Origin of the sequence: Microcystis sp. M44BS1 (assembly GCF_020244875.1) — a bacterium.
GTDB lineage: Bacteria > Cyanobacteriota > Cyanobacteriia > Cyanobacteriales > Microcystaceae > Microcystis > Microcystis panniformis.
Genome location: NZ_JADBVM010000194.1, coordinates 1 through 15,601 on the forward strand (window position 1 = coordinate 1; position 15,601 = coordinate 15,601).

Sequence of the window (15,601 nt, forward strand, 5' to 3'; positions counted from 1 at the left end):
CATGGTGCGTTCCCCAAAATCGATCGCTGGAGCAGTAGGAGCCACTGTAGGGAACGCACCCTACAAGAGCAGCGATCGCACTGCAATCAATCTGCATGGTGCGTTCCCCAAAATCGATCGCTGGAGCAGTAGGAGCCACTGTAGGGAACGCACCCTACAAGAGCAGCGATCGCACTGCAATCAATCTGCATGGTGCGTTCCCCAAAATCGATCGCTGGAGCAGTAGGAGCCACTTTAGGGAACGCACCCTACAAGATCAGCGATCGCACTACAAGAGCAGCGATCGCACTGTCTCGTTCAGGGTTATAAAGATCTAATTCCATCGCTAAACTTACCAGATGCCAATGACCGTCATGTACTAGCAGCTGCCATTTGTGCAGGAGCCGATGTGATTGTTACATACAATCTGTCAGATTTTCCGGCTACAACTCTTGATCAATATGGTATCGAGGCTCAGCATCCCGATGAGTTTATTATTCATCTGATTGATTTAGCTCCTTCAGTGATCTGTGAAGCTGCTAAGCAACAGCGAATGAGTTTAAAAAATCCACCGCAAAGTGTTGATGAGTTACTTGCAGCTTATGAAAGGCAAGGTCTAGCCCAGACTGTAGCAGAACTCAGGGTGTACGATGGACTACTTTGAAATTCTCAAAACTTTGTCTATCCAACGGTTGAACTCACCCGCTACACATATCTAATATACATGACCATCATTTTTAAGGCAAGTCGGGTGCAGTGATTTGTTATGGTGCGTAAAAACTTGGTGAAATGTGTAGGTTTTTCTCCAGACCTAAACCATATTTCAGAGCTCTAACATTGACCGTGTGACTGCCCGTATCGTAAAAGTTACAGTAATCTGAAATAGGTATTTTACTGTCATCATTCATTGTAAGTACCATACGGTCACCTCTATCTTCATCTCTATCATCTGGATTGATTTCAGTTTCAACATTTCTTATATTCTGTGTCTTATATCGCCCAACCTCTTTACCATCAACTTCATAAATTAGATAACCTTCTTTTTTCCTCTCCACAGTGTAAGCAATTTTGGTTGGGTCTTTGCGGTAAAGCTTAAACTTATCTTGATCTTGCTCTATTAACCATTCTCTATTTAATATAAGATTTGGCTGATCTTTGAGAAACTCGGATACTTCACGCCACAACATATGAAGACTTGTCATTGATGCTTTGACAAAGGGTATTTTTTCACCCCTAACTTGATTTCCTTTCTTGATCCATAAAAATAATTCAGGAGTTGCTTTGGGTTTAGACACTTCCTCTACGCCAGTCACCTCCGATAAACTGAAAATTTGTTTGCTTACATTTGCAAAATTTTTTCTTTCTATTTCTAATTTGTTAACTACTTTATCAAAAGCAAATTTACTAATTAGAAATGAGTTATACAATTTAAATAATCCATAGATAAATAGGTAAAGTCCTGCAATGTAGCAGAATATGGATAAAGCATCAGTTGCTACTTGTATGAATGAAGATAGAACTTTGGGTGCGATGTCTAAATATGTAAGCACCAAAATACTAATTCCAGAAATAACAAGAATACCAGATAAAATTTGCTCATCTTGGTAGTTGATGATGATTGAGAGGCGATTGGAGCTATGCTCTAAAATTTTGCTTTTCATTTACCCTCTATCTAGCTCAAGTGAATTCTCTCTAAGCACCATAACGGTTGAACTCACCCGCCGTCAATAACTTTGGGTGATACAGATAGCTTAGCATAAGGTCGGGTGCAGTGATTTGTTATTTCTCCACTCCTAAAAAACTATGAGGAGTATAGCTGAAGACATTGTGGGGTAGGTTGGTAAAAGTCTGCAACTTATTAACCAGTTTTTCGATACTATTAAAGTCATTTCTAAACTCACGATTCGCTTTTAGTGTAGCTGTATAAAACTCCTCTCCACTTTGTGCTAAAAACTTGATTTTAACTACCTCATACATCTCCCTGTCAGATGTTCCCCCATAAAGTTCATCACTGATATCAATCTGAATACTTTTGATTTTTGAAAAAGAGATAACTTTAGCTCTCTTCTTCTTTGATAAAGAATGGATACATTCATGAATTAAAACTTTCTCATTTGGCTTGAGAATAAGCTTGCATAGGGTAAAACTCCGCCATACCAGCCATAACATAAATCCTGAGCCTAGAATCAGCACAGTAAATACAAGATTAACATTAATAAGAATTGAGACTATCACAAGTGGAAATAGTATAAATGCGAGGAAAAGCACTATAACTATTGCTCCACTAGAGGCTTCTCTAAACACTAAGCGGTCTTCAAACTCTTCGTATTGTTTTTTGGACATAACACTCAGCTTTAGGTTGTCCCCATGAGAAGATAACTACATAATATACGGAAACTTTCCGTATATCACTCCTATGAGCGTGTTAGAGAGATTGCCGTACTAAAAACAACCTCCTTTGAACAGAACCTCCAGCGCCGACAAGCGCCGTTTTTTGGAATGTAGCGCCGATTTCCCGGACTGACACAACTCTGTAACAAAACTTTACCACCCCCAAGCTAACGCCGCTCCTCAAAAGCCGAAATCACCCCTTCTCCCTAAACCATAGCCAAACCGTCGCCCTGCTAGAACTCGAAGATGGCTCGTCCTCATCTTCTCTATCTTAAGTCCAAATGGTTCGGTAGCAGTTTACACAAAATATTTTCTTATTAACTATTTCCAAAATCTTTGAATTAAGTAAGCATCCATGGGGGTGTCCTGACTAATGAGAGTGAGGGAGTAGTTGATTGCCTGAGCAATGAGTAGGCGATCGAATGGGTCGCGGTGATGTAGCGGCAGGGAGAGGTAAATTTCCAGGTCTGCAAAGGCGATTGGCAATTGAGTAATACCTAAAGCGATCAGGTTAGCTTCAATAGCATTGAAAGGAACGGAAAGGGTAAGTTTAGCAATGTTTGTTTTGATAGCAATTTCCCAGAGAGACACGATGCTGACGAAGATCGTGGGTGTAGTCTCGATCTGGTTACGGGTGGTTTGAGGTAACTGGGGATCATTTTCCAAGAACCAAATCAGGGCGTGGGTATCGAGGAGGTAAGTCATGGTTACATATAGTCTTTGAAGTCTTCTAAGGGAGCGTCAAAGTCTTCTGCCATTTTGAACATCCCTTTCATGGTTCCAGCTTGGCGATATATTTTGGGCGGCGCTTCGGGTTGAGGAAGGGCGGCGTATTTAGCAGCCAGGTATTCAGCGTAGTTGAGAATTTCGGCTTGGAGGGGGGACGGGAGTTTGTCGAGGGTGGCAATCAGTTGGGGAGAAATCATCTGGTTTACCTCTAAAAAGAGTGGGTAGTATAGCAGTTACATCAAAGCCTCAACATACAGATCCTCCTAGTTTTAAAGTGAATGGGATTTTTAAGGATTTCTTGGCTCTCCGGGAATGAGGCTGGTAGTTAGGGAGCTAATTGGCCAGAACCTTTACTGGATCAGCTTTTCTGAGTTAACGTCAAATCGTAATTGTATAACAGGATACAGTCTTCGGCGTAATCCCCAGAGAGCCGATTTCTTCAGTCTAACTATATATTATGCGGAAATTTTCCGTACATTACGCCAAATACACATTTTAAAAAAAATCTTTCCGTATATTACTCTCCTATAGAGCGATCGCAAGAACTCTTCCTATAAAATTACAAGTAAGCGTGTTATTTTGAAAATCCCACAGGGTGGCCGATACAAAATTAAGTTATACTTCATCTTTATGAGAAACGCTGCCATATTGGGAGCGAATTGGGGAGATTGATTACCATATTTAACTTCATTTGTCAAGAAATTCGCTCATTTTTAGGTGCGATCGCTTTTTACACGATTATTCCCGTTCCGATTGCCTGGCCTGATTTTGGCAGAATTGCCCGATGGATTCCCTTAGTGGGCTTATTTTTGGGTCTAATTCTGGTTTTGCTCGATATAACTCTAGCTAGTCTGGGAATGCCACCCCTGACTCGTGCGGTTGTCCTTGTGGGAGTTTGGGTTTATCTAACGGGAGGACTACACCTTGATGGAGTTAGTGACACGGCCGATGGTTTAGCTGTCACTGACCCCCAGCGTCGTTTAGCGGTCATGGCCGATAGTGTTACCGGGGCCTTTGGAGTCATGGCCGTGACCATGGTTTTGCTGCTAAAAATCGCCGCTTTGACCGATTTAAGCGATAATCGAGCCTTAGCCCTAATTTTAGCACCAATTTGGGGACGTTGGGGGCAAGTAATGGCGATCGCTCTTTATCCCTACCTCAAACCCACCGGTAAGGGAGCCTTTCATAAAGTGGCTTTTTGTCTGCCTTGGGACTGTGGGGGAGTAATTTGGGGGTTAATCGCCCTATTTGGTGGTCTAAGCTGGGGAATAATCGCCATTAGTGCCGGAATCGCCCTCGCTCTGCTTACTGGTTACTGGTTATATCGTCGTCTTCGCGGTCACACCGGCGATACCTACGGTGCGGTGGTAGAGTGGACAGAGGCTCTATTCTTGGTTTTTTTGACAATAATTAGCTAATTTTTGCCCTCCACAGCCCGTAAACGGGTTAATTTCAGGGTAAATTTTCCCCCACCGGTTTCTCCGAAAGCTCTCACCCGAATAATATATTTACCCGACTCGGTAATGCGTGCAAAGAGGAGAGCATTAGTGCCACCATCGGGACCATCATCATTTTCCGCTACAGTGGAACCATCGTCGGCCAGGAGAATTAAAACTCCATCAAAGTTTTCCGATTTGAGATCGATGGCCACCTGATCATCCTTGTCCAAATCTACGGTATAATCCCTAGCAAACCCTCCCTCCCCCGTGGGAATATCTTTGTCGGTGAGAGTATCGTTAATTTCTTTGTTGAGGATGAGGGGGACGGGATTATAGATTTTTTCTGCTCGCACCGGTAAAGATTGACCGCTTAACCAGAATAAAGTGAGCAAGACGCATAAACTAGAATAGCGACCAGTCAAAGGGAATCTTGTCATAGGGGCAGATGTTCGTTTTCTCAATCTCCCTATTCTACAAAAAACTGATAACTATCAGCAGTTCGACAAAATTAAATTCAGACTCCGGAAAGGGGGAACGCTGGAACTGCGGAACTGCGGAAGGGAAAAATATGTGTAATTAATTTTGCTTAGGTAGTTATTCCTTGTTGGCAAAACAAATAAAAAAATCCCCCTTTGAGCAAGGGAGCAAGAGGGAAGATACAACCCCGTTTAAGGTAATTAATAAAATCATTAAGTAGGTAGGTGTTAAAAGTTGTCAGACACCCCCCTTATCAAGGGGGGATTAAGGGGGGATCGGCACCCCCCTTATCAAGGGGGATCCCCCCGCCTTCGGCTTCCCCCCTTATCAAGGGGGGCAGGGGGGATCGAACCTAAAATCTATTTTTAATTTAATTATAACCAGCGACTTAATTGACAATATTTAAAAGAGATTAATTGAAAAATGAACTAGAAGTTAAAAACTTAAAGAGGATCCTTCCGTGGACAAAGAAGCTAAAGATTGAGTGATATGATAGGCTTGACCGCGATAGGTAACGGCTACCGGTTTCTGAATCGTTTGAACGACACCACGGTTTTTTAAATAGGGAACACCACGATAGCTTAAAATCATCGGACTGGAAGCAACGGTGGCAGTGGGGTTTTTGTCGTAAGGAATGCCGCGATAGGTTAATTTCATAGCTGTCTCTGGAGATAATTAGTGAGTTAGTAATATCTCCATCCGCAGGGAAATTAATTCCAGAAAAGCTCAACTTTTTTCTGGTTAAATATCCTACCAAGAAGACCCCCGATAGCGCATTTCTCGACGCAGAGCATAACGACGGGCAAAATTGGGAACATCGCCCCGATGACCTAATAAAATGACCGTATCGCCTTGCTGTAGAATGGTGGAATGGTCGGGATGGGTGGATGGGTGGATGGGTGAGTGTAAGGATTTTGAGTCTCTCGGATCGATTTATCAACGTTTGTTTCTTGCACTTTTTTGGTTAAAAAAGTCCCAAAAACTCTTCCTAGCAAGGATTATACTGATATTCAGCAAACCCTACTTAATCAGTACAAAGTATAAAAGCAAGCTGTGATTGAGTTATAATTTTTGGAGATGTTTACTGTTTACTGTTTCACAGCGTTTTAATAAAGCTTGTCTTGCTTGTTTTTCATCTAACCAGTATTTCGGTAAAGCCTACCGATGGGTGAATTGATGAATCATTTTTCCTTCCCAGAGGGGCAATCTTCCCTTTGCGGGTTCAGTTTTAAATAAATGACTATCATTAGTCATCTGAAGTTCTTGAGTTAACTTGAGATTCCCTGTATCGGGAAGGGTTTCTCCTAGCAGAGGAAAACGAGACATTTTTTCAGCGATAGGAATATCTATATCTTGTTTAAATTCGATTACCGAGAGGTAATCTGGGGATAGTTTGCCGATTAAATCGACGCTAATTACTCAACTATCTTGATGGAAAAAACGTTGTAATTTCTCAAAATTGTGACGCATAAACTCCACAAAAAAGGAAAGAGTTTGTTTGTTTTTTCAAAAGTTAAGATCACAAACTTAAAACGACTATCTACACATTCAAAAATTATTTGACGATTTTCAAAACAAAATAATCCTGTCAGATTTGCCTGAGAAAATAACATTTATCGCAGTTGCTTGGTTCCTAAATCTGTATAAATTCCCCTGGGAATAATAATTCTACAATAACCCTGGGGATGGAGGATATTAAAACATTGTTCCACAAAAAGCTCATAGAGATTAAGAGCCGTCCCTTGCTTTTTACCATTAACAATAGAGATTTGATTTTTATATGGTTCCGAGGAAGTAAAATAGAGACTAACGTGGGGTTATTGACTTTGATATTCTAACCATGCTTGGGCAATTTCGGGATTGGTTAACAGTTTTTTTTGTTCCTTTTCAAATGTCTTGATGTCCATTTTATTTTTAGTCACCAAGTCCCTAGGCTGAGAAAAAAATTCTTTTCCTTGGGGTTTAAAGACTTCCTAGGAGGGTTTCCTGCACTTCTTCCAACTGAAAAGCCTGTTCTTTGTCTAATTCAATACTGCGATTTTTTCGCAAGAATTGCTTGGTAATTTTGTTCGTTGAGGGTTGGCAGAATGTTTTCATCTCCCATGAGATTAAAACTTTTTTCGTCCAGGCAAATTAAACCGATGAGGGAATTTCCCGACATGATATTAAAATCAATATTCGGCAGCAACTAAAGCAAGAAATAAACGCAGTTTGGCGATTTCCGTTGCTTCCTCCATGATATCGACACCGTAGAGGTTATCGGAAATAATTCGTTTTTTGCTCTAATATCCGAGGGAGGGATGGGATTTTCTTACCTCTTTTTTGGTTCTTCTGGTTTCTGTGTGGGAACGAGGTCTATACTGATAAGTAGGGAGGCACAATTATTTGTAGGATGGGTTAGCGGTAGCGTAACATAATCGGGCGTTGGGTTTCATGCTTCAACCCAACCTACGTTCATCTTATATTTAATTCCACCCACCTACTTAGTTTCTTCTGCAAAATAGTCCTATAAGTCTTGCTCAATAAGCATTTCACGATTCTATAAGCGCAAATTATCACACAAAGTCGAGAAGAGTCCTTTTTTTCTCCTCCTGTCTCCGAATCTCCTCACCTAACGGAAGATTTTTTATTTTTGCAGGAGAGCTTTTTAACTGGCTGTTAACTTAGTCATAACTTGGATACTGTATAATCCCTATGTCAAGTGTCCGTAATAAAATTTAACCTAATCAAGGTTCGAGTATAAGTTTTGACTTTATTTCCGAAAATATGAGTATTTCTCGCCGTAATTTCCTCACCTTTTTAACTGCCACTGCCGGTGTCTCTTTTTTCAGTCTGCAAGAGAAAAAATATTCCTCTCTGATTAGCAGTCCTGCGATCGCTGCTAATAGTTTTGGGTTAAACTTTTCTCCAGTCAAACTGCCGATTCCCTTAAAAATTGACGGGATGAGCGATGAAAGCCAAAAAAATGCCTATCAAACCTATAAAGTCCTAGATGATCTCGTTCTTCCTCAAGGATTCACCTACGATGTGCTGGCACAGTGGGGGGATAAAGTGGCTGATTCCCGTTTCGGTTATAACAATGATTATCTATCTTTTATCGAAACCAGTCCGGGTCAAGGTTATCTAACCGTTAATTTTGAATATATCAGTGGTCGTACTTGGCTACAAACCTTTGAACAAGTGATTGGTAAAACCCTACCCGTCAAGGAAGTACGGGAAAAAACGAATGAAAAGGGTGAAATTGCCGCCTATAACCTGCAAGATGCCAGCTTAAGGGCAAAAATCGAGGAAATATCCCTAGAAGGCCTAATTGATCAGGGAATTGGCGTAATTTCCCTGGCTAAAGATCCAACGGGAAAATGGCAACGTACCTATAGTAAAGCCGATCGCCGCATTACCGGTATTTCTGGACTAAAGGACGGCCATTACCTGAAAGCGACCGGCCCTGCTGTAGCAATTTTTACCAAAACCGATAAACTTGGCTACGATGACGGATTAGGGGCAAAAATTATCGGAACATTTCAAAATTGCGCCGGGGGAACAACTCCCTGGGGAACCGTATTTAGTGCCGAGGAAAACTTTCAAGACCAAGTGACGGAGGTAGTGTTAAAAGATGGTTCCTCCTTGCATCCCGATACTACCCCCTTTATTCTCAATAGTGGGGAAGTGGATGGCCGGGGTAACGTTTTTGGGTTAGCGGGAAATAAATACGGTTGGATGGTGGAGGTGGATCCGGCCAATCCTGACGATTATGGCACAAAACACACTTGGTTAGGGCGTTTTCGCCATGAAGCGGTCGCTTTTCTCGCTCAAACGGGGCAATACTTGGCGGTTTATTCAGGATGCGATCGCAGAGGCGGTCATGTCTATAAATTCGTTTCCGAGGGCAAAATTAGCGATATTAAGCAGAAAAATAACTCAAAACTCCTAGAAAAAGGAATGCTCTACGGGGCCAAATTCAACCCCGATAAAACCGGTTATTGGATACCCTTAAATCCCGACACGGAGATAAATCCCGTCCTACCGAGTCAAATTGCCGCTAGTCGCGGGGATGGGGTGGTAGCCTTGCCGAATCCCGAAAGAACAGTCAATGAGACTAAATTACTGCTATTTAAGGACGATGAGGAGATTCTGGCCTACAAAGCTAAATATAAGACCCTCGCAGACCTGTATGAAGGTAATAGGACGGAAAAACAGGGGGCAATTCTCATCGATGCTCATTTTGCCGCTAACGCCGTTGGGGTCACTTGTACTGGTCGCCCGGAAGATACGGAAGTGGACGAGAATGGCACTTTATATATGACCTTTACCTCTGGTAGTCCCAGTGAAGCGGAGGGAGGAGCCGATAAGGAAATATTTAAGGGGCCAAATGGCGAAATACCCTACGAATTTGGTTGGATTATCAGCTTAAGGGAAGATAACAACGATGCTGCTTCCTTAAGTTTTCGTTGGGATGTGGTCGCTTATGGAGGGGAACCGACAGAGAAAGGTGAGGGTTTTTCTAATCCCGATAACCTCGCTTTCGATAAACAGGGAAATCTCTGGATGGTTAGCGATATTTCCACGGGTGGGTTAAATCGAGAGATGAAAACTCGTTATCCCCAAGGGGTTCCGGTTAGTCAACGGGATTTATTGGGGATTTTTGGTAATAATAGCGCTTGGGTGTTGGCCAAGGGTCAAGAGCATCCCTATCCTTTTGCTATCGCTCCCATGGATGCGGAATTAACGGGATTGTACTTTACTCCCGACCAAGAGACGTTATTTTTGGCAGTACAACATCCGGGGGAAGCGGGGGGAATTCGTCGGGATTTAGCCTTTGAAAACCGTAAATTTGCCCTGAAAACCACTAATGGGCAGGAATTTGAACAAATACGACAAGTACCCCTAGGGTCGAATTGGCCCAGTGGTCAAGTTAATCAACCTCCCCGGCCGGCAGTGGTGGCGATTCGGCGAATTGAGTCAAAATCTGGTTAATACATTTGTTTTAAATGATTGGTTTCCTTTTGGGATTTCTGAAAAACAAAAAAGGGGTTTTAGCCCCTTTTTCCAGATTATTTAGTTATTTTTTCGGCGATAACATCATCATCATGTTACGACCTTCTTTTTTTGGTGCTTGCTGTACCTCAGCCACATCCTCTAAATCCTTGGCCATGCGCGCCAGTAATTCTTCCGCTAGGTTAGAGTGTTGAATTTCCCGACCTCGGAAGGTAATCGTCGCTTTTACCTTATCTCCCGCTTTTAAAAAACGTTGCGCTTGGTTGACTCGCACGTTGTAGTCATGCTCATCGATTTTATAGCGCATTTTAACTTCTTTTATATCGGCTGTATGCTGTTTTTTCTTGGCTTCGCGGGCCTTTTTCTCCTGTTCAAACTTGTACTTACCATAGTCCATAATCCGGCAAACGGGAGGACTTGCCGTTTCACTGACGAGGACGAGATCAAGTTCCTTTTCTTCGGCCACGCGCAAAGCTTCGGCAGGAGTAATAATGCCTAGCTGAGAGCCGTCGCTATCGATAACGCGGATTTCAGGAAAGCGGATTCTTTCGTTAATTTGGGGGAGATCGCGAGTAGTGCGTCTTTTATCTATCACAGGCGTTCTGGGTTATCTCTATTCTAGTTAGTTAATCGGGTGGAGTTTACAAAATGATTTACTTGTTATTCTACCTACTCGATCGAGTTTCTTGGCCAATTGTTAAGTTTTCTTGCAATGTTAATTTTTAGCCGCCAGTCGTCGGCCCCCGGCCGTCAGCCAGATAAGCTGTTGTTTATAGGCCTTGTCAGACTAAGACCCTATACTCTCAGGAATCGATCGGTAAGGTGCGTTCTCCCTCGTTGCAGCAAGAAACGCACCCAACAAAATCGGCGGCATCGCACTACCTCTGTAAACCAATGTCTAGATTATAGTAGGACAGTATCGGGCGACAGTTGAGAAGATTGTCCAGTATGGTTAAATGTTGCGCTGATGTTTTAATATTACCTATCGCCTAAAACTATGATTACTTATATTAAAATTCATGGCTTTAAATCCTTTCATAATTTTGAAATGTTATTCACGCCGCTTACTGTAGTTGCTGGGGTTAATGCTTCTGGTAAGAGTAATTTATTTGATGCTTTGCAATTGTTGGCGCGGTTGGCAGAAGTGGATCTGAAGACGGCTTTTAGCGAGCAACGAGGACATCCTAGCGAACTTTTTACCCAGTATGATGAGGACGACTACGCCACGGAAATGGAATTTATAGTTGAAATGTTAGTCAATCGCAAGGTAAAGGATAATTGGGGTGGGGAAGTCGATCTTAAATATACAAGATTACGCTATCAATTAAAAGTTAAACGAGAGTCTAATATAAGTGGATTTGAAAACTTGTATATTGTTGATGAACGTTTAGAAAATTTAAAGCACAATGAAGATAATTGGGTAAAAAATTATATTCCTAAGACAGTATTGGAAACTTGGCGACCAAAAGTAACGGGTAGGAGAGCCATTCCTTATATTAAGACTGAAGATATTAGTGGTATTGCTACCATTGTTGTACATCAAGACGGTCAAGCGGGGAATAAAAAAGTATTTCCCGCAAAAAACGCATCACAAACTGTTTTAAGCAGCATTAATACTATAGATTTTAAACATATATTAGCCGCCAAACAAGAAATGCTGAGTTGGAAGTTTATGCAGCTTAATCCCGAAGATCTGCGAGAACCTACGCGTCAAGATATGGGCATCAGAGATACAATAACAGCAAGCGGAAAGAATTTAGCCGCTGCTTTATTTCGCATTAAACAAGATGATAAATATACCCTCACAGCAATTTCCCGTGATCTCAATAATCTGCTACCGAATCTTACAGAAGTTAATGTTTATGATGACAAAGCAAATCGACAATTTATTATCAAGGTAAAAGGCGATGATAATCGGGAGTTTTCTTCGAGAGTCCTTTCCGAAGGAACCCTACGTTTATTAACATTATGTGTCCTGCAATACGACCGACAACACACAGGATTACTATGTTTTGAAGAGCCAGAAAATGGCATTCATCCTTTTCGTATTGAAGCAATGGCAAGATTATTAAAAGAGCTAACTGTCGATTTTAAAGATACTGAAATGCCTTTACGCCAAGTAATAGTGAACACTCATTCTCCGGTTCTGGTGAGTCAATTAATTAATTGGCAAGATGATAAAAATGTCAGCATTTGGCTTTCTCAACTTACCACTATAATATCCACTATTGAAGGGAAGCGAATTAAGATGAAAAGCAGTAATTTTCACCCTGTTATCAAAGATAATAAAAAGCAATTAACCTTATTTTTCTCCGAAAATGAGGCCAAGCTAACTCTCTCGGAAGTTGTGGAATATCTAAAAACTGCTGATGCTGAAAGTGCGATTAAAAATATTAAAAATCAACAAAACTAATTAATGTAAATCAATATGGCAAAAAAAATCAAACAAATAATTATTGCCTTAGCTACAGAAGGCAGTTCCGATCATAGATTTTTACCGAATATTATTCAGCGCACTTTCGAGAGAGTTGCCTTTGACGATGAACAAGATATAAAAATTTTTGAACCAATTTGTCTTCCACAAATCTCTGGCGAAAATATCCGAGAAAAAGCTAAAAAATACGCAATTCAAGCGGTGGAGAAGGGAGCAATGGTTTTGTGCTTCCATGCAGACGCAGATGATAAAACAGATGAAAACGCATTTAAGGAAAGAATTGATCCGGCTTTTAATGCTATTAAATCAGACGAGCGAGACTTATGCAAAAATTTAGTTGCTATCGTTCCAATACAAATGACTGAAGCCTGGATATTAGCAGACAAAGAACTACTAAAAAAAGAATTGTGTACAAATAAAAGTGATAGTGAGTTAGCAATCGATAAAGAACCCGAATCTTTTAGCAATCCGAAAGAAACGATTAAAAATGCCATCAATAAAGCCAGAGAAGGTATGACTAAACGGTATCGAAATAAACTAAAAATTGACGATTTATATTCACCGCTTGGTACAAAAATCCCATTGTCGAAATTAGAATCCTTATCTTCCTACAAAAAATTTGAAGAGGCAGTACGAGATATTTTTCCACAATTAACGAAAGTCAACAATATAGAAGATAATCCTGATCAAACGTGAATAGTATCTTGCTAATACCATTTTTCTAAAGTAATGGCAGAGATGGTTAATTTTCCTCACCCTCAAACCCTCTCCTAGAAAGGGAGAAAGGAGTAGAATGTCTGCCACGAATAAAGAAAAATGGCATAAGGTGCGTTCCCTGTCGTCGATTTAGTTCTCCCTATGCGATCGCTACTTCCGCCTAACAACCCTCAACGTTCAGGAGGAATTTGCCCCTTTAACTCCTCAATTAGTGATGGGAGCTGCGATTGAACCACATCCCAAACGATATTGAGGTTGACATCATCATACTCATGTACCAACCGATTTCGCATTCCCTTGATTTCTTGCCAAGCAATGTTGGGCAAGTTTTGTCGGGTTGTTTGGGAAACTCGTCCGGCGGCTTCGGCAATCACCAAGAGCCGTCGAATTACTGAATCTTGAAGCTGCACATTGGCGACGAACTCAGCTTTCGAGCATTGAGCCGTGTAGATCATGACCAGTTCTGCGGATTGCAGCATATCAAGCAGGAATTGGGGATCCCGTTGCATAAATCACTTGAGCCGAAGAAAGGATTTGATTACGGCGTAGGTAGTTGCGACTGGTGGCAATGCCTTGGCGAGTAATCAGGTCAACATCTCGATGGAAAATGGTTTTTAGCTCTGCTTCCATTTGGTCTAGGGTGCTGAATGTGGGATGAGCTTCTGGATGAAATTCCACCATAACATCAATGTCGCTGTCGGGGCGGAAGTCTTCGCGCAGGACGGAGCCGAATAGAGCGAATTCGGTCACTTGCCAGCGATCGCAAAACTGGGCAATTTTTTCCATCGGTAGGTCGCTCGCAGTAATGGTCATGGCATGATTACTCCCAAGGTTTCAAGTTGCCGATCTCAAAAACGTGGCCGATAGCTGATAACTGAAAGCTCCTTAGATATCTAACCTTTGGTAGATGCTATTAAGATGATTTAAGTGCTGCTGGGGATCAAAGCAACTTTCGATCTCGTCGGGGGATAAAATGCCAGTAACTCGCTCATCTTGACTGATAAAAGCTTTAAAATTGCCGTTATCGGTGTTCCAAGCGCGATGGGCGTTTTCTTGGACGATTTTATAGGCAGATTCCCGGCTAATTCCCTTACTCACCAAAGTTAAAAGAACTCTTTGACTGAAAATCACGCCACCGTAAACATTCATATTTCGCTTCATGTTTTCGGGATACACCAGCAGATTTTTGACTAAATCGGTGATTTCCTTGAGCATAAAGTGGGTCAAAATGCAAACATCTGGCAGCATTACCCGTTCTACGGAACTATGGGAAATATCTCTTTCGTGCCAGAGGGCGATATTTTCTAAAGCGGAAACGGTATGACTACGGATAATTCTCGCCATTCCCGTTAAGCGTTCTGAACGGATGGGATTACGTTTATGGGGCATAGCGGAGGAGCCTTTTTGTCCTTTGGAAAAGTATTCTTCCACTTCTAGGACATCGGTTCTTTGCAGGTTGCGAATCTCCACGGCAAAACGTTCGATCGAAGCTGCTAATAAGGCTAATTGTTGCACATAATCGGCGTGTCGATCGCGCGAGATAACTTGAGTGGAAGCGGTATCCGGTTCTAATCCTAACTTCTGACAGGTTAACGCCTCAATTTTCGGGTCAATATTGGCATAGGTTCCCACTGCACCGGATATCTTACCGATGGCGATGTCTTGGCGCAAGCGAATTAAACGATCGCGTCCCCGCAGCACTTCCGCTAACCATCCCGCTAGTTTAAAGCCAAAGGTGATCGGTTCGGCGTGAATGCCGTGGGAACGTCCCACCATGACTGTATAACGGTGTTCTTGGGCGCGATAGCGCAGGGCTTGAATAAAATCTTCTAATTGTTCTAAAATCAGGTTTAAACTGGCGACTAATTGTAAGGATAGGGCGGTATCTAGTACATCAGAACTGGTTAAACCTAAATGAATATAACGCCCCGGCTCGCCCACATATTCGTTAACATTTGTTAAAAAGGCGATGACATCGTGGCGCACTTCTGCTTCTATTTCTAAAATGCGATCGGGATCAAAATTAGCTTTTGCCTTAATTTCTTCTACTGCATCCCCCGGAATATAGCCTAATTCTGCCTGCGCTTCACAGACGGCTATCTCTACCTCTAGCCATGTTTGATATTTATATCTATCCGTCCACAAATTCCCCATTGCAGGGAGAGTATAACGCTCGATCACTATTAATTCTTCCAAGACAACCGTTTAATTGTATCGGATCGGGGCAAGTCTGGGAATAGGCAAGGAGCAGCGGGGAGCTTTGTTTTCCCCACTCCCTTTTTTCCGGTTAGGGACTTGAGCTTTGATAATGTACCTTTTGGGCGAACGCAGTTCGCCCCTACATTGTGGACAAAATCCGTTACTGTAGGGGCGCAAAGCTTGCGCCCTCCGATCGATTGGGATATTATTCCCAAGCAAGTCCCTAACTGATAACTGATTC

At 42.0% G+C, this 15,601-nt stretch carries 15 protein-coding genes and 3 pseudogenes; 6 read left to right on the plus strand and 12 right to left on the minus strand.

The window, feature by feature from the left end; genetic code table 11:
- Positions 1-226, plus strand: a pseudogene (locus IM515_RS15505) (hypothetical protein); the annotation flags it as partial.
- 162 nt (positions 227-388) lie between these two features.
- Complete coding sequence (locus IM515_RS15510; protein WP_287628315.1) at positions 389-643, plus strand: VapC50 family PIN domain-containing toxin; 255 nt, start codon at positions 389-391, stop codon at positions 641-643.
- Positions 644-743: 100 nt separating this feature from the next.
- Here IM515_RS15510 and IM515_RS15515 read toward each other — a convergent pair whose 3' ends face one another.
- The 4 genes from IM515_RS15515 to vapB form a co-directional block, all read right to left on the minus strand.
- Positions 744-1,640: a hypothetical protein gene (locus IM515_RS15515; protein ID WP_287628314.1), complete on the minus strand. Its 897-nt coding sequence runs from the start codon at positions 1,638-1,640 to the stop codon at positions 744-746.
- Between the two features lie 118 nt (positions 1,641-1,758).
- A complete protein-coding gene (locus IM515_RS15520; protein ID WP_287628312.1) occupies positions 1,759-2,322 on the minus strand; it encodes a hypothetical protein in 564 nt (187 codons plus the stop codon).
- A gap of 369 nt (positions 2,323-2,691) precedes the next feature.
- Positions 2,692-3,075, minus strand: coding sequence for a type II toxin-antitoxin system VapC family toxin (locus IM515_RS15525; protein ID WP_002786019.1), 384 nt, complete (start codon positions 3,073-3,075; stop codon positions 2,692-2,694).
- 2 nt (positions 3,076-3,077) lie between these two features.
- Entirely contained in the window at positions 3,078-3,296 is a 219-nt protein-coding gene (gene vapB / locus IM515_RS15530; RefSeq protein ID WP_002736385.1) for a type II toxin-antitoxin system VapB family antitoxin, read from the minus strand.
- A gap of 462 nt (positions 3,297-3,758) precedes the next feature.
- On the opposite strand from vapB, the gene cobS reads away from it, so the two are divergent.
- The gene (cobS, locus tag IM515_RS15535) at positions 3,759-4,517 is read left to right on the plus strand and encodes an adenosylcobinamide-GDP ribazoletransferase (protein ID WP_287628311.1); all 759 of its coding nucleotides are present in this window, start codon (positions 3,759-3,761) and stop codon (positions 4,515-4,517) included.
- Here the strand turns inward: cobS and IM515_RS15540 are convergent.
- The 4 genes and pseudogenes from IM515_RS15540 to IM515_RS15550 form a co-directional block, all read right to left on the minus strand.
- Entirely contained in the window at positions 4,514-4,975 is a 462-nt protein-coding gene (locus IM515_RS15540; RefSeq protein ID WP_002786024.1) for a PPC domain-containing protein, read from the minus strand. The two genes, cobS and IM515_RS15540, sit on opposite strands and share 4 nt — an antisense overlap.
- A 475-nt stretch (positions 4,976-5,450) precedes the next feature.
- Entirely contained in the window at positions 5,451-5,672 is a 222-nt protein-coding gene (locus IM515_RS15545) for a DUF4278 domain-containing protein (RefSeq protein ID WP_287628309.1), read from the minus strand.
- 93 nt (positions 5,673-5,765) lie between these two features.
- A pseudogene (locus IM515_RS25955) lies at positions 5,766-5,897 on the minus strand (potassium channel protein); the annotation flags it as partial.
- Positions 5,898-6,110: 213 nt separating this feature from the next.
- Positions 6,111-7,366: pseudogene (locus IM515_RS15550) on the minus strand (Eco57I restriction-modification methylase domain-containing protein); the annotation flags it as partial.
- A 415-nt stretch (positions 7,367-7,781) separates the two neighbouring features.
- Between IM515_RS15550 and IM515_RS15555 the strand changes: the two are divergent.
- Entirely contained in the window at positions 7,782-9,989 is a 2,208-nt protein-coding gene (locus tag IM515_RS15555) for a PhoX family protein (RefSeq protein WP_287628308.1), read from the plus strand.
- Positions 9,990-10,074: 85 nt separating this feature from the next.
- Here IM515_RS15555 and infC read toward each other — a convergent pair whose 3' ends face one another.
- The gene (infC, locus tag IM515_RS15560; protein ID WP_002736104.1) at positions 10,075-10,605 is read right to left on the minus strand and encodes a translation initiation factor IF-3; all 531 of its coding nucleotides are present in this window, start codon (positions 10,603-10,605) and stop codon (positions 10,075-10,077) included.
- A gap of 402 nt (positions 10,606-11,007) precedes the next feature.
- On the opposite strand from infC, the gene IM515_RS15565 reads away from it, so the two are divergent.
- A complete protein-coding gene (locus IM515_RS15565) occupies positions 11,008-12,423 on the plus strand; it encodes an AAA family ATPase (RefSeq protein WP_193958970.1) in 1,416 nt (471 codons plus the stop codon).
- A 15-nt stretch (positions 12,424-12,438) separates the two neighbouring features.
- Complete coding sequence (locus IM515_RS15570) at positions 12,439-13,140, plus strand: DUF4276 family protein (protein WP_193958971.1); 702 nt, start codon at positions 12,439-12,441, stop codon at positions 13,138-13,140.
- Between the two features lie 191 nt (positions 13,141-13,331).
- On the opposite strand, the gene IM515_RS15575 is transcribed toward IM515_RS15570, so the two are convergent.
- From IM515_RS15575 to purB, 3 genes are all read right to left on the minus strand, one after another.
- Positions 13,332-13,670: a HepT-like ribonuclease domain-containing protein gene (locus tag IM515_RS15575; protein ID WP_104395474.1), complete on the minus strand. Its 339-nt coding sequence runs from the start codon at positions 13,668-13,670 to the stop codon at positions 13,332-13,334.
- Entirely contained in the window at positions 13,642-13,974 is a 333-nt protein-coding gene (locus tag IM515_RS15580) for a nucleotidyltransferase family protein (protein WP_002781634.1), read from the minus strand. The genes IM515_RS15575 and IM515_RS15580 overlap by 29 nt, the downstream gene beginning before the upstream one ends.
- A 72-nt stretch (positions 13,975-14,046) precedes the next feature.
- A complete protein-coding gene (gene purB / locus IM515_RS15585) occupies positions 14,047-15,342 on the minus strand; it encodes an adenylosuccinate lyase (protein WP_110579627.1) in 1,296 nt (431 codons plus the stop codon).
- Positions 15,343-15,601: the final 259 nt, after the last annotated feature.

Excerpts from the sequence above, each read along its gene's own strand:
- IM515_RS15555 (WP_287628308.1), top strand. The coding sequence starts at position 7,782 with ATGAGTATTTCTCGCCGTAATTTCCTCACCTTTTTAACTGCCACTGCC.
- IM515_RS15540 (WP_002786024.1), bottom strand. The coding sequence starts at position 4,975 with ATGACAAGATTCCCTTTGACTGGTCGCTATTCTAGTTTATGCGTCTTG.
- IM515_RS15545 (WP_287628309.1), bottom strand. The coding sequence starts at position 5,672 with ATGAAATTAACCTATCGCGGCATTCCTTACGACAAAAACCCCACTGCC.
- vapB (WP_002736385.1), bottom strand. The coding sequence starts at position 3,296 with ATGATTTCTCCCCAACTGATTGCCACCCTCGACAAACTCCCGTCCCCC.
- IM515_RS15575 (WP_104395474.1), bottom strand. The coding sequence starts at position 13,670 with ATGCAACGGGATCCCCAATTCCTGCTTGATATGCTGCAATCCGCAGAA.
- IM515_RS15580 (WP_002781634.1), bottom strand. The coding sequence starts at position 13,974 with ATGACCATTACTGCGAGCGACCTACCGATGGAAAAAATTGCCCAGTTT.
- IM515_RS15565 (WP_193958970.1), top strand. The coding sequence starts at position 11,008 with ATGATTACTTATATTAAAATTCATGGCTTTAAATCCTTTCATAATTTT.
- IM515_RS15515 (WP_287628314.1), bottom strand. The coding sequence starts at position 1,640 with ATGAAAAGCAAAATTTTAGAGCATAGCTCCAATCGCCTCTCAATCATC.
- IM515_RS15520 (WP_287628312.1), bottom strand. The coding sequence starts at position 2,322 with ATGTCCAAAAAACAATACGAAGAGTTTGAAGACCGCTTAGTGTTTAGA.
- IM515_RS15525 (WP_002786019.1), bottom strand. The coding sequence starts at position 3,075 with ATGACTTACCTCCTCGATACCCACGCCCTGATTTGGTTCTTGGAAAAT.
- IM515_RS15570 (WP_193958971.1), top strand. The coding sequence starts at position 12,439 with ATGGCAAAAAAAATCAAACAAATAATTATTGCCTTAGCTACAGAAGGC.